Source organism: Moorena sp. SIO3A2, from assembly GCF_010672265.1.
Classification (GTDB): domain Bacteria; phylum Cyanobacteriota; class Cyanobacteriia; order Cyanobacteriales; family Coleofasciculaceae; genus Moorena; species Moorena producens.
In genome coordinates, this window is sequence record NZ_JAAHHC010000041.1 from 42,145 (window position 1) to 55,761 (window position 13,617).

Below are 13,617 nucleotides of genomic sequence, written 5' to 3' on the forward strand. Positions count from 1 at the left end.
AGGTTTCTGAGCCAATAGCAACTCAACTGCACTGGCCTTTGGCAGGAAATAAAATGTTCTTTTTTCCTGATGGTATTTCTCTGAGTTGTCCTGAACAAGTGAATATTGGTACCTCCTTTAACATTGCTGCAAATTGGCTAGTGACAGATTCCCAACTGCAACAACTTAGGGTTAACTATGATAATTATGGAGCCTTTTCTGGCTTGACGCTCGAACTATTTCACCTTTAAACTATAGAGAATAATATCTAAGGATTTGGATGTGGCATTATTTAGGCATCATCCTGAATGTTTTTGAAGAAAAATAAAATAGGGATACTAAATGAATTGTGATAATTTTTGTTCCCTACTCTCTGTTACCTTTACTAGAGGTTTATTGAGTTAATGAATTTAAATAAGTTTGTCGATCCCCGATATGATATTTGGATGAAAATAGCAACTATGCTGGAAGAACGTTACCTTTCCTTGGATAGTAATGTTGATTGGGATGGGTTACAACAAAATATTCCTTCAGCTAGCAAAGAAAGAATACAAAAAATTTTTGATAAAATCAAAAACAGTGAGACAATTAATAAAGGAGAGCGGATTGTTTTAATAATGTTAAAGCTGCTCAATGATCCCCCTGGAAATAATGAAGCAGAAATTCTCAAACAATTACAAACCCATATTTGTGAAATAGAAACCATATTTGTGCCTTGGGAGATTGTCTTAGAAAATCAAAAAAGAAATCATCATGAAGCTGAAACAGATCCGATTAAATTAGCTGATTTATATCGAACTGATTCCACAGAAAGAGCATTAAAAGACGCAATGGCAGGTATTCCACCTCAACAACGGGATCAATTTTATCGTGGGATTATGAAACCGCCATATCATACAGTTTCTCGTCGTAATATTTTTCCAGAAAAAGTAATTTATGGACTCACTGGACACTTAATTGTAATTGATGAAAATACTGGGGCTATCCAAATTCAAGAAGCTAAACAAAAAGGTTATTGGTTTGAGAAAGACTATTTTAAATCGATGCCTAACCGCCCCTATGTCTTTCAAAAACCTGGAGCTGATGGCACAAATGTTTGGGATAATTATACGTTTAATGAAGCAGCAGATATTAGCAACAAAAAAAGTTAATCTAGATTAAGGAATACAAAAGTACATCGGTCCTGTGAAATAAGCCAAGGGAAAAGAGCGAAGACATAGCGGTGCGACCCAAGGCCGTGAGCAATCCCTCACGGCCTTGGAGGCGCGCACCGTCCAGTTTTTATAGCAGTCGCCAGGGCAGTTAGGACATGAGAAAAGTCTCAAACCTAAGTAAGCGATGCAGCGCGGTCTTGGGGGTTTCCCCCATGAGCGACTGCATCAAGAAGCGCAAGAGTTTGACTTCTGACTTCTGACTTCTGACTTCTGCTATACATTGGTTTGTACGCTCATGGGTGAGTTTTTGGGATGAATGTACCGAGATTGTGACTCATACCGAGTTGCATTCAAAGATAGTAGATTGGTTGGATAAGGAGATAGGGATATTGGGAGATAGGGAGATTGGGAGATAGGGAGATTGGGGGAAGATAAAGTTGTACGTTTGACCGCAACTTGGTATCAAGATGTATCAGGTAGGGGTAGGGTGGGCAAATTTTGAGAATTTGATAATTTCATCAGCGATGATGCCCATTTGCCCACCCGACAAGATCTATGTTTACATTTTAAATAAATGAATAACTTGGTGAAATACAAGGAATACCTTGGCTCAGTCAATTACAACGACCAAGATGAGATTTTATACGGGAAAGTAGAGTATATTCGTAGGCTAATCAGTTATGAAGGTCAGGATGTTGAATCTCTTCGCGCCAGTTTTCACGAAGCAGTGGATGATTACCTAGAGCTTTGTCAACTCAAAGGGATAGAACCGGAAAAGCCTTTCAAGATTAATCGTAGGGTGGGCAGTGCTTACCTTTGCCCTTTGCCAGCAAATGTATCTGTTTCAAGCACTGCCCACCCTACAGGAACTGCTTTCAAGATTAATCGTAGGGTGGGCAGTGCTTACCTTTTTTGCCCTTTGCCAGCAAATGTATCTGTTTCAAGCACTGCCCACCCTACAGGAACTGCCCTACTTTTTTTCGACAGCGGGAAAAGTCAGCACTGAAACTATCCAGAGATATATTACCGACCCTCACCATGGTTGAACCCTAAGTGGCTTTAGCCACTGTGGAGCATTCCTCCCGGAGACGAAACCTCAGAAGAGTGGAGCCTTTATAGGCGACAGGCGGTTGCATTGAAGGGTTAAAACTCATGAAATAAGGCTCCACTCTTCTTACGGTAACTTCTGACCCGGTCTAAAGACGCGGGGTTTCCTGCTACCTAGATTTTTAGGATTTCAGAAATGATTCAGCAACGGTCTCATTCTGAATCATTTCTGATTGCAATTGGGCTAAAAATATTGGGTAAAACTGTAAGCATTCAGCTATCAGCCTAATGGTATCATGCTAATCAACGGGAGGTAGTAAACAAGCATAGGGGGTGCTGGTACGGCTGCTTGAAAATCCCTGCTCGTTTTACTCATCCGACCCCGTGCAGTTAAATCGCCTGCTAGCACCTCAAGTAGTACCATCTGTAGCGCATTAGCTGATAGCTGACAGCTGAATGCTTACGAAAAACTAGTTAGTGTTAACCCAAATTTTCTTCTTCCTCCTCGTAGTTACTGTCCTCTACCCCCATCAGTTCAGAGATTTCTACGTCATCACCTAGGGGATTTTCTTCCTCTAAATTCTCCCGTGGGATCAGGCGATTATTAGACTCTAACCAATCTAAAAGGGAAGTTTCTTGCTTAAGGGGAATAACCTCAGCGAGTTGATCACGATGTATTTCACGTAGAGCAGGATTGTACATAGACTTCTTCAGCTAATATGGACGAGGTGAAAACCTTTAACTTTGAGTCTAGCAGTCAGCTAGAGGAAATATTATGATTGGCAAGGCGGAACTCTTAGAAGCGATCGCAGGAAAGAATCGTGGTCTATTAGCAAGCAAAACCGATAAAACAGCAATACTCGCAGCAGTTACTCAACTGGAAGGGAGAAACCCTACCCCTCGACCCCTTGAGGCGCAAGACTTGCTAGATGGTAACTGGCGTCTGCTATATACTACGAGTCAAGAACTTTTGAATCTTGACGGATTTCCCTTGGTACAACTGGGTCAAATCTACCAATGTGTTCGTACTTCAGATACTAAAATTTACAACATAGCTGAATTATCTGGTATTCCTTATCTCGAAGGTGTTGTCAGTGTTTGTGCTAGTTTCGAGCCAGTATCTCAATGCCGGGTTAATGTTAGCTTCGAGAGGTCTATCATTGGTCTACAAAGCTTCCTGAGTTATAGCTCTGCCAATGATTTCATTGAGCAAATCGAAGCTGGCAAAAGGTTTCCAGCTATTGACTTTCCCATCAATAGGGACAATCAACAGGGTTGGTTAGAGATCACCTATCTTGATGATGACCTGCGCATTGGACGGGGGAATCAGGGGAGTTTGTTTGTGTTAACCAAGAAATGAGTAGGGAGTAGGGAGTAGGGAGTAGGGAGTAGGGAGTAGGGGTTGCGAAAATTGACTGTACCTCATAACTAGGAGAAACGCTATATCCCTCTTCTGTCAAAATCCTGAAACAAAAGCCAAATCGGAATTCTCTAGTTCTTTATTGATCAAGGATAGACCTATTTTCTAACAACAACTACCTTTGCCTGTATCGACTGACCATTTTTGAATTCAAAATGAAAAATTCAAAATTCAAAATGAATAGCTTTCTAATTTTTAATTGTTTCAACGGATACAAGCCCCCGAATTCATTCGTGGGGTATTTTTTAATTTTGAATTGATAATTTTGAATTGAAGCGAGTTGTTCGCTTAGCGTGGCCGAAAGGCCAGGGTTGAACGCGATGGACGAAGTCCCGCTTTCAGCGATCGCGTGGCCGAAAGGCCAGGGTTGACCGTCAACCAGTTATCCACTGGGTGCTCAACTCTAGGATTAAGCATGAACCGTAAACAAACAACAGTCAACAAACAACAATCAACAAACAACCCTCAACTATGGTCATTAATTATTGACACTCCCCGCTTTAAAAAGACGGGGATTCCTAGATCTACGACCGGCCTTAAACCTCCGTGTCCAAATGGCAATATCTAAACCGAAATCCCGTCAAGACTAAAATCTTAGTTCAGTTCACGAAAGACCCAGCGGGCTAGTCTCCTTAGGCGTTTAGCTACTTTTTTGAGAAGTGCCTTATAGAGTCCGTTGCTCCTCTGTTTCACTTGGTTTCGGCGTGCCCCGCCGTACCATTATTTTCTGAAGTTGTGATCTTGCTGGGTTCACACACCAATTGGTAGTTGATGATTGGGTTTTTAAGGAGGATTTTCCCTGCCCTCCGGGCATTACTACTTTAAGGTCAAACAATTGCGGGTCTCTGACCCGGTTGTGCCTCGGTTTTTCAGCCTGTACCCATATTTAGATTTTACTATGGCGCTAACGTATCGTCAACCTTTTGGCGACTAAAGTCGCTGCGAGTCTTCATCCCGGAGACGAAACCTTAGAATAGGGCAGCCTTAATTATAAAGTTTTAACCCTTTTGCTCATAGCCGACCAATCGTAAAGGCTGCCCTATTCTTGCGGTAACTTCTGACCCGGTTTAAAAACGCGGGGCTTTCGACTTGTGCGTCCTCTAGTAACCAGCCTCTTCTTCGTATTCTGGAGCTTTCTTTTTCTCAGGAATATTGACTCGCGGTGCTTTGTAAGGCTCTGGGGAGCGGTCATCATCCCAGGCATCACCCTCGACTTCGTACTTGTCATAGTCCTGGGTGTTAGTTTTACCATAGGAAGGCTCGGGTGAGCTATAGACTGGCTGCTCGTAGCGCACTGGCTGAGGGGACTCTTCCCGTTCATCGCTCCAGTTATCTTCTTCTAATCTGGCTTCGACATACTTCTTCGGGACTGGTGCTTCTCGTTTGATCGGCTCTAGTTCTGGCTCTTGCCAATCGTCATCCCAGGCATCTTGGGCTCGGTTGGCATTCTCTACTGTCTGAGAGATAGGAGTACGTATTGGAATCCCCGTTCCCAGTTGATTTTCTGGTCTAGCCGTTGGGGTATAGTAGGGGTCTTCTGTGTCCTTTTCCCAAGGGGGTCTGCCAATCCCCATACGTTCTAAGACCCCGACGGTTAACTGGACCAGATGCTCTTGAGCTTCCTCAAATACAATTAATCGGTCTGGACCACTGCTGACAATTTCATCAATGGGTAGCTCATAAGTACTAATCACCTGGTCGGGTATTTGGGGTAACCCTATTGATGCAATGATTAGGGCGGAAACGGTGCCATCTTCTACATTGAACTTGAAGCCTCTAACCCGACCTAAGAGTTCACCGGTTTCGGTGATCACTTCGCTGTTAATCAGGGTACTATAGGCATCGACATCAATATCTTCGATAACGTCTTGATCATCTACCAGGATGACATCACCAAATTGTCGAATGCTGCTCAGGAGCATATACTTTGGCATACCGGCTACTGCCAGGAGGTTATCTCGCAGACCCAGTGCCACAACCTGCCGTCTGTCTATATCTACCAAGAGTTCCTTGACGACTCCAAGGCGCTTACCATTGTCACGGGTAATTACCTGAGTATTTAAGATATCGGAGCGTGGACGAATTTGTTCCGTTGTCATTATATCTCGCTTTTCCTGAGCTATACTCCTGATGGATTAAAAATAAATAATACGTGAGCATTAATACGTGAGCATTAATACGTAAGCATTCAGCTATCAGCTTTCAGCTAAGGTAATGCCACCCTTAGGTTGATCAACAGACTACAGAGGTTATATATAATCACCTCTGAACATCGGTTTTTTTTTCGTACAGGACGCCCTTCGGACGAGGGGTTCGTGGGTCGGTTCTCTCCAAAATCAATCATGAACGGCTTATAGCTGATCAGCCTTGGGCTTAATGCTTACAATAATACTGGATTTGATGAATGAGATTTTATCTAGTTAACCGTACTTTTGGGTGATAGTTTTAAACCCAAGACTTGAGTGTATGCTCCCCTGGCTTGGGTAACACCAATGGTGCGTTGAGCAGACTCAATCATAGGACGGCGTAAGCTTACTACAATAAATTGCGCAAGTTTAGCCTGTTGTTTGATCATTTTAGCTAATCGCTGGACATTTGCCCCGTCCAAAAACATATCGACTTCATCAAAAGCATAAAATGGCGAGGGACGGTAGCGTTGTAGGGCAAAGATAAAGCTAAGGGCTGTGAGGGATTTTTCTCCTCCTGACATAGATGCTAGCCGCCGCACCGGTTTACCTTTGGGGTGCGCCACCAGGTTTAGTCCACCGCTAAAGGGGTCCTCTGGATCATCGAGTTGTAAATAACCATCCCCATCGGAGAGTTCAGCAAAGATGGCTTGGAAATTTTCATTGACTGCATCAAAGGCTTCTTTGAAAGCACGGTATCTCAAGGTGGTAAAGTTTTCTATCCTTAGCAACAGTTCAGTCCGTTCACCAGCTATGGTTTCCAGTTTCTCAGACAGTTCCTGGAGGCGAGTTTGAGTTCGGTCATATTCTTCTAAGGCCAGCATATTCACGGGTTCCATAGCCTGTAGACGTTTCTGTCCGTTGCGCAGTTCCTTTTGTAGTTGTTCTAGTTGAGCAGCTAGGGAGTCCAAGGTAATTACCTCTGAGCTTTTTTTATCACTAGAGGGGGAATTTTTTTTGACAATTTGAGGTATTTCTGGTATTGGGTCTGGTAATTCAGCAGCTTGGTCTTGGAGTTGAGTTTGGAGACTAGCAAGTTTTTCTGCTCTAGCAGACTGGGTTTCTTGGAGTTTTTGCTGTTGCCAAGAGGTTTCTTGGTGTTGTTGGCGCAGTCTCTGTAGGTGTTGCTCGGTGCGATCGCGTTTTTGTTTCTGTTGCCCCAATTTCTCCTCTAACTGGCTTAAGGCAACTGTCGTTTCGGTAATTTGCTTGGTGAGTGTTTCTAACTGAGTGTTAATTGCTGATTGCTGCTGTTGCCAAGATTCGATTTGGGTTTGATAGTCTGCTATTTTGCGGTGGCCTTCGGTAAGTTTATCCCTGAGGCGCTGCTGCTGATTCTCTTTCTGTTGTAGCTGTTTCTCGGTATTTCTCAAGGCTTGTTCACACTCGCGCAACTGAGCTTCTTGGGTTTTAATGGTGTTCTGAATCTGTTGCCACTCGTTATGTGTTTGAGACTCTTCGAGTTGAGCCAGTTGTTGCCTTAAGTCGGCAAGTTGGGATTCTTGTTGGGGTAACTCTATCGCTATGGTCTCTAGCCGTTGAGTAGCAGCGGAGAGTTCTTGGTTGTTTTTAGCCAGAAGCGATCGCATTTGGGCTTGATTGGTCTGAGATTGCTCAATCTCTCTTTGTAACTGTTCCAAACGTAATTTGGTTTCCGAGTGTTTTGCTCTAGTTTCTGTCAATTCCTGGGTAATTTGTTTCACCGAAGCAGATTCGGTAGTAATCAATGCCTCACAATGGTTTAAAACCTGTTCAATTTCCGCTAATCGGGTTCGCAAGCTACGGATTTCAGAGGACTCCATAGTGTCACTGGTACCAAAGTGCAATCCCGAACGGTGACTGCTGCTACCACCAGTCATGGCACCGCTTATTTCCAAGATTTCCCCATCTAGGGTAACGATGCGGTGTTTACCCAAGTAGGTACGGGCATCATTGAGAGTTTCAAAGACTACCGTAGACCCAAATACATAGGCAAAGACTTTTTGGTAACGGGGGTCGCAATCAATTAGCCTAATGGCGTAGTCAACAAAGCCCTTAGCATATCGTAGCACAACCGTTTCGCTAAATTGCCTAGGTTGGATTTTGTTCAGAGGTAAGAAGGTCGCTCTTCCCGCGCGTTTTTGTTTGAGGAGTTCGATCCCAGCCGCTGCTACCCTATCATCTTCTACCACTAAATTCCCGAGGCGTGCGCCAGCGGCAATTTCTAGGGCTAGCTGATAGCGGGGTTCAACTCTACCCAATTGGGCGACTAATCCACACACTCCTAGTATACTACTTTCTAGGATAACTTTAGTAGCATAGGTCCCTTGGGCTTCTTGTTGAGCTTGGGCTTGGGCTTCTAGTTTATCGAGTTGCCGTTGTTTTTGCCGTTGTTCCCCCAGCAGGCGAGTTTGGGTTTGTTGTTGGAGTTGTAGTTGTTGTTCGGTATTCCCTAAGGATTGGGCGAGGGACTGGACTTGTTGGGAATAAGTGGTTAATTGGGTGTCTAATGCCACAGCTTGGGTTTGCTTGGTGGCGATTTCTGGTTCTAAGGTTTGCAGTTGCTGGGTTTGGTCTTCGATTTGCCGATTTAGCTGATTCTGACGCTCTTGGAGTTGAGCTTGCTCTGTCCTTTGGGGGTTGATGGTTTTGAGTAGGGTGTCGATGTGCTTGGTGAGGGTGGTTTGTTGTTGTACCCAGGCATCACTAGCGGCTGCGATCGCATTGGCTTGTTCTCGGCTTTGGTTGAGAGCAGCTTGGGCCTCATCCCGTGCGACTTGTAAGGAGGTTTTAGACAAGGTCTCTAGATCATTTTTTTCTGCGATCAACTGTTGCAGGGTTTGCTCGACTTGTTGAATTGTCTCTTGTGTACGTTGGAGATTGACAGCGGCATTTTGTAGGTTCTCAGTTAGTTCCTGCTGTCGGGTTTGTAATTGACGTTGTTCAGCTTGTTGAGTGGCAAGGGTGGATGCGATCGCAATTTGCTCTTCTTCTCCTAAGGCTTTGACCCGAGCATTGAGTTGGTCAAGTTCAGTGGTAGTTTGGTTGATTTGTTCCTCAATGCTAGTAATTTGAGCAATAAGCTGCGCTTTTTTCGTATTAGCAGCATCAATCTGCTGTTGGAGTTGGGATACTTGCTTCTGGAGCAATCGCCATTTTATAACAATTTCCCACTGTTGCTTTTGTTGGAGTTCAGCACGGAGTTTTTGATATTTCTCGGCTTTTGCACGGTCAGCAGCTAAGCGATCGCGTTGAGCCGTCAGTTCTTGTTCAATAATTCGGCAGCGTTCTTCTCGCTCTTTGACAGTGGCGAGGGTTTGTTTAGTTTGGGTAATTTTGCGGTCAAAGGCAGCAACTCCAGCTAATTCGTCAATAATCTCCCGCCTTTCTCGGGATTTCATTGAAATAATGCTAGTGACGTCTCCTTGCTGGACAACATTGTAACCTTCTGGGTAAACCCGCAAGCGATTGAGTTGTTCATGAAGTGCAGTAACAGTACAGGGTTCACCATTGATATAGTACTGGGAACTGTAATTACCTTGTTTAGTGACTCGCAGCCGTCGAGTCACACTCCATTCTAGATCAGTTGACGGTTGAAGGTTATTGGGTTGAAGGTTATTGGGTTGAAGGTTATTGGGTTGAAGGTTATCTGGTTGAAGGTTATTGGGTTGAAGGTTATTGGGTTGAAGGTTATCTGGTTGAAGGTTATTGGGTTGAAGGTTATTGGGTTGAAGGTTATTGGGTTGAAGGTTATCTGGTTGAAGGTTATTCGGTTGAAGGTTATCTGGTTGAAGGTTATTCGGTTGAAGGTTATTGGGTTGAAGGTTATTTTCTGAACCTTGGCCTTTCGGCCAGGCTTCGCGAACAACCTGTAACTTGCTAACCTGTAACGGTTCGTCTAACTCTTTAAGCTGTAACTCGTCATAGTTATTGAAGTCAGATAAGTCAAAGGTAACTGTGACACTGGCTTCGACAGTGCCTCGATGTTCTTTATTGTGGTTAACTAAATCAGGAAGGCGTTCAGCTCGCATTCCTTTGGAACTGGCGATACCAAGACAAAATAGAAGAGCATCAAGGATGTTGGATTTGCCTGACCCGTTTGGCCCAGAAATTACGGTAAATCCTTCCAGGAGGGGGATTTTTGTGGTGCCGCCGAAGGATTTGAACCGCGAGAGTTCCACTCGCTTGATGTGTACCATAGGCGTTTCATCGGTTGAGGTTAACCGGGTCGTCACACAGAGTGTGCGTAGTGAACACATTGCTGATCAGCGTAGCATGGGCAATAGGCAGATGGCGCTACGAATGGGTTAAAAGATGTAAATGGGTTAACAGGTGGAACGGATGGGGGATGGAGGGGGGACAGTGTGGGGCTGCAATTAAAATGCTATATACTATATCAAAAAAAACTAATCACCAATAACGAATGACTAGGGACTAATCACCAATGAGTTAACAACTAATAGCTTAACTATTAGTTTAGTATGTCATGGCCGTGAAACAAGCTATATAATCACCGGAGAACCCATTGGTAATACTTGCGTCGTGATTGCAATCTATCCAGGCAGCTTCGATCCCATTACCCTAGGACACCTTGACATCATCCAGCGTGGCTGTAGACTCTTTGATAAGGTGATTGTGACGGTGCTGCGCAATCCAAATAAATCTCCCTTGTTTACAGTGCTTGAGCGAGTCGAGCAGATTAAACTTTGCACCCAACACTTACCTAATGTGGAAGTGGACAGTTTTACTGGTTTAACTGTGGAATATGCCAAACTGAAGAAAGCTCAAGTACTGTTGCGAGGGTTAAGGGTGCTTTCTGACTTTGAGAAGGAACTCCAGATGGCTCATACCAATCATACCCTCTGGGATGAAATCGAAACGGTTTTTCTCGCCACCTCTAACGAATATAGTTTCTTGAGTAGTAGCGTAGTCAAAGAGATTGCCAAATTTGGCGGCTCCGTCGATCATCTTGTCCCCCAACAGGTTGCCTTAGATATATACCGATGTTACGCCAAGAATCATCCCGGTACGACCCACCCGAGCAAAACAAACCCCCAAACCCCACTGAATCCTTTAATCCTGGATCAGGAGACATAGATATTCAGGGGCAATTTAACTATATCGAGGACATAATATTCGATAGCCCCCACATCCCGTTTACCCGGCGCACCCTGATTGATGAAGAACTGTTGCTGGCTCAACTCGACTTGGTGCGGGAAAATTTGCCCTTAGCTTTTCAACAAGCTACTAGAATAATTGAAGAACACGATGCAATTATCCAGCAAGCTGAACAGTACGCTCAAGAAATCATTGAGACAGCTCAGCGGCGTGCTGAAATGATCTTAGATGAACTCGGTATTATTCAGCAAGCGGAACACGAAGCCCAACAAATCAGCCAACAAGTTCAAAAAGAGTGTGAGGCGATGCACAAGCAAACGGTATCGGAGCTTGAGCAGATGCGCCGCAAAGCCCAGCAGGAACTGGAGCAAATGCGCCAAATGACCCTAGCGGAGTGTGAGGAAATTCAAAATGGGGCAGATGCCTACGCTGACGGAGTGCTCTACAATATTGAGCAGCACCTCAGTGACATGCTTAGAGTAATTCGCAACGGACGTCAGCAACTCAATGCTCCTGTCAAACCCCAAAACTCTGGCAAGAAAGACAATGGTAAGAAAGACAATGGTAAGAAAGACAATGGTAAGGGGGGTTCACGCTCACCTAAAACCCCATCAAAGTCAAAAAAAGGATGAACGAAGGATTAAGGATTAAGGATTAAATAAGAACTATTTAATTTATAAGTTGTTAACCTTATTGGTTGTTAAAGATTTTTAAAGAGCTAGCAGCCACATAAACCATCCACGGAGGAGCCGTGATAGTTTATGTGTCACGTGCGGTTTTAATGCGTTGCTGAATCAAAAAATGGTTTTATAAAAATAAAACCATGAAATGCCCTAAATGTCATAGCAATAAAACTCATAAATATGGTCATCAAAGAGGAAAACAAAGATATAAAGGCAAGGAATGTGGACGACAATTTCTAGAGGTTAAAAGTGAGCGTGGTTACGATAAAAAGATTAAATTGCTGTGCCTAAAAATGTATCTAAGCGATGCAGCGCGGTCATGGCGAGGCAGTGCCTTCACGCGGGGGTTCCCCCCGGAGACTAAACCTGATTACGTTGAGCCTTTATGGTTGGTAGGCTATGCAGAAAAGGGGTAAAACTTATTGATTAAGGCGAGCCTGTCTTACGGTAAATTCAAACCATGATCAACTGCCGTTGTTTCCCCCACTCGCGCTTTGCATCAAGACAATGTTGGAATTATCAATTAGGCTTCTTATTTATTATTTAAAATATCATAAAATCCCCCTTTCAGGTGAAACCATTTCATGATTCAGCAACGCCCCTTAATTAATGAGTTTTAAACTTTTTCTGCATAGCCTGCCAACTGTAAAGGCTCCACTCTCCTTACGGTAACTTCAAGACGCCCACCTTTCAGGTAGGGCGCGGGGCTGCCGCCATTAAGCTCAAACCCCGTTAGGTAGAAGTCTGTCATCCTTCTCATTCAAAGTAAAGAAATGTAAGCGTATAACTTGGAATTAGCCCAATCATGGTAATGTAACTCTATATTTTCAATATTAGACGATATCTGAAAAGTTTTTTGATACTGACTTTTGCCCCCCAAGACCCCCTCGCTCGGGGAACCAACGGGGGCTTGGATGTAGCAAATGAGACTTCTCAGACAACCTCTTAGGATAATCAAAGAAAAAACTGGAAAGATATAGTGCAACAAAACCTTGGAGCAGATAAAACCTCTCTGGAACTTTCATATAAAGTCTTTAAACCCATGGACCCAGTTACTGCCAAAACAGTGCTTAAAGAAGTCAAGCAAATTTTGGATCAATTTGGTGTGACCTTCTTTCTGCAGCAAGGTACCTGTCTTGGCGCGATCCGAGAACATGGATTCATACCCTGGGATGATGATTTGGATTTGGGTTCTGTGATGGGGATCCACGTAGTCACTAGGGAAGTTATAGAGCCTGTTGTTCGTGCCTTCAGGGAACATGGCTTTTACACCGAAGTTCAACCCTACGATAGCGGCATTGGCGTCACGATGATGAAGTCATTCATCAGGATTGATTGGATGTGCCATAAGATTATCAAAGACTATATCAGGCACCATCCTGGGGTCCTGATTCCTGCCAGACTGGTAACCCAGCTAAAAGCAATCGACTTCCTTGGAGATACTTTCCTCGTTCCCAATCCACCCGAGGAATACTTACAGGCCAAATATGGTATAGAATGGATGACGCCGAAACGTTACGGCTATGAACAAGACATTGTGGATCTAGTCCCAGATCGCCCCACAGGAATGAGCTCAGCTGTTACCAGCTCTCCCAATGAATACAGAGCTAGCCGAGTTCGGATCCTTGATCAAAAAGGCGATCCGGTTCACAACGCTTCGGTTCGGGTGATCGGACAAGGGCAGGCCAGGACAGATGAGTTGGGCTATGCTGTGTTCAATTTGCCACAAGAAGATGCATGGTATGCACTGGTCATTAATTTTGACGGGCATGAAGAGATACTATACCAGGAGCAGATGGCTCAGGGAGTAACTTACGTTTACAGACCCAACCCCTCAAAATCTTCTGGACGGTTCATGGTTTTGTCCCTAGAATAAGCTGTGTGCGGAACCTGCGTCCGCACCTGTCTTGATGCAAAGCGCGAGTGGGGGAAACCACGGCAGTCGCTCATGGGGGAAACCACGGCAGTCGCTCATGGGGGAAACCACGGCAGTCGCTCATGGGGGAAACCACGGCAGTCGCTCATGGGGGAAACCACGGCAGTCGCTCATG

At 44.4% G+C, this 13,617-nt stretch carries 10 protein-coding genes and 3 pseudogenes; 9 read left to right on the forward strand and 4 right to left on the reverse strand.

All coding sequences use genetic code 11. The features are described from left to right. The 4 genes and pseudogenes from F6K64_RS29740 to F6K64_RS39190 form a co-directional block, all read left to right on the forward strand. A pseudogene (locus F6K64_RS29740) lies at positions 1-230 on the forward strand (DUF3598 family protein); the annotation flags it as partial. A 153-nt stretch (positions 231-383) separates the two neighbouring features. After that, a complete protein-coding gene (locus tag F6K64_RS29745) occupies positions 384-1,130 on the forward strand; it encodes a hypothetical protein (protein ID WP_008188172.1) in 747 nt (248 codons plus the stop codon). Between the two features lie 577 nt (positions 1,131-1,707). Then, a pseudogene (locus tag F6K64_RS39185) lies at positions 1,708-1,941 on the forward strand (type II toxin-antitoxin system HicB family antitoxin); the annotation flags it as partial. Positions 1,942-2,065: 124 nt separating this feature from the next. Continuing rightward, a pseudogene (locus tag F6K64_RS39190) lies at positions 2,066-2,179 on the forward strand (IS200/IS605 family transposase); the annotation flags it as partial. A 481-nt stretch (positions 2,180-2,660) separates the two neighbouring features. Here F6K64_RS39190 and F6K64_RS29755 read toward each other — a convergent pair. Then, entirely contained in the window at positions 2,661-2,882 is a 222-nt protein-coding gene (locus tag F6K64_RS29755; RefSeq protein ID WP_008188170.1) for a DUF3134 domain-containing protein, read from the reverse strand. 73 nt (positions 2,883-2,955) lie between these two features. On the opposite strand from F6K64_RS29755, the gene F6K64_RS29760 reads away from it, so the two are divergent. Beyond that, entirely contained in the window at positions 2,956-3,540 is a 585-nt protein-coding gene (locus F6K64_RS29760; protein WP_008188169.1) for a PAP/fibrillin family protein, read from the forward strand. A 348-nt stretch (positions 3,541-3,888) separates the two neighbouring features. Here the strand turns inward: F6K64_RS29760 and F6K64_RS29765 are convergent, their stop codons facing one another. The 3 genes from F6K64_RS29765 to smc all read right to left on the reverse strand — a co-directional run bounded on the left by F6K64_RS29765 (position 3,889) and on the right by smc (position 9,964). Next, positions 3,889-4,017, reverse strand: coding sequence for a hypothetical protein (locus F6K64_RS29765; RefSeq protein ID WP_267872090.1), 129 nt, complete (start codon positions 4,015-4,017; stop codon positions 3,889-3,891). Positions 4,018-4,700: 683 nt separating this feature from the next. Further along, a complete protein-coding gene (locus F6K64_RS29770) occupies positions 4,701-5,699 on the reverse strand; it encodes a PRC-barrel domain-containing protein (protein WP_008188168.1) in 999 nt (332 codons plus the stop codon). A 317-nt stretch (positions 5,700-6,016) separates the two neighbouring features. Continuing rightward, positions 6,017-9,964: a chromosome segregation protein SMC gene (smc, locus tag F6K64_RS29775; RefSeq protein WP_287250326.1), complete on the reverse strand. Its 3,948-nt coding sequence runs from the start codon at positions 9,962-9,964 to the stop codon at positions 6,017-6,019. 343 nt (positions 9,965-10,307) lie between these two features. Here smc and coaD point away from each other — a divergent pair, with 343 nt between their 5' ends. From coaD to F6K64_RS29795, 4 genes are all read left to right on the forward strand, one after another. After that, a complete protein-coding gene (coaD, locus tag F6K64_RS29780) occupies positions 10,308-10,862 on the forward strand; it encodes a pantetheine-phosphate adenylyltransferase (protein WP_287250327.1) in 555 nt (184 codons plus the stop codon). Beyond that, a complete protein-coding gene (locus F6K64_RS29785; RefSeq protein ID WP_229420179.1) occupies positions 10,769-11,515 on the forward strand; it encodes a F0F1 ATP synthase subunit B in 747 nt (248 codons plus the stop codon). Before coaD ends, F6K64_RS29785 begins: the two co-directional genes overlap by 94 nt. Positions 11,516-11,706: 191 nt before the next feature. Then, a complete protein-coding gene (locus F6K64_RS29790) occupies positions 11,707-11,982 on the forward strand; it encodes an IS1/IS1595 family N-terminal zinc-binding domain-containing protein (RefSeq protein ID WP_287267253.1) in 276 nt (91 codons plus the stop codon). Between the two features lie 563 nt (positions 11,983-12,545). Beyond that, positions 12,546-13,442 (forward strand): carboxypeptidase-like regulatory domain-containing protein, encoded by an 897-nt coding sequence (locus F6K64_RS29795; protein ID WP_287267256.1) that lies wholly within the window; start codon positions 12,546-12,548, stop codon positions 13,440-13,442. Positions 13,443-13,617 lie beyond the last annotated feature (175 nt).

Bases quoted from the DNA above. Each gene is read 5' to 3' on its own strand.
- F6K64_RS29765 (WP_267872090.1), bottom strand. From the start codon at position 4,017: ATGCTTAATCCTAGAGTTGAGCACCCAGTGGATAACTGGTTGACGGTC.
- F6K64_RS29755 (WP_008188170.1), bottom strand. From the start codon at position 2,882: ATGTACAATCCTGCTCTACGTGAAATACATCGTGATCAACTCGCTGAG.
- smc (WP_287250326.1), bottom strand. From the start codon at position 9,964: ATGGTACACATCAAGCGAGTGGAACTCTCGCGGTTCAAATCCTTCGGC.
- F6K64_RS29770 (WP_008188168.1), bottom strand. From the start codon at position 5,699: ATGACAACGGAACAAATTCGTCCACGCTCCGATATCTTAAATACTCAG.
- F6K64_RS29760 (WP_008188169.1), top strand. From the start codon at position 2,956: ATGATTGGCAAGGCGGAACTCTTAGAAGCGATCGCAGGAAAGAATCGT.
- F6K64_RS29745 (WP_008188172.1), top strand. From the start codon at position 384: ATGAATTTAAATAAGTTTGTCGATCCCCGATATGATATTTGGATGAAA.
- F6K64_RS29785 (WP_229420179.1), top strand. From the start codon at position 10,769: ATGTTACGCCAAGAATCATCCCGGTACGACCCACCCGAGCAAAACAAA.
- F6K64_RS29790 (WP_287267253.1), top strand. From the start codon at position 11,707: ATGAAATGCCCTAAATGTCATAGCAATAAAACTCATAAATATGGTCAT.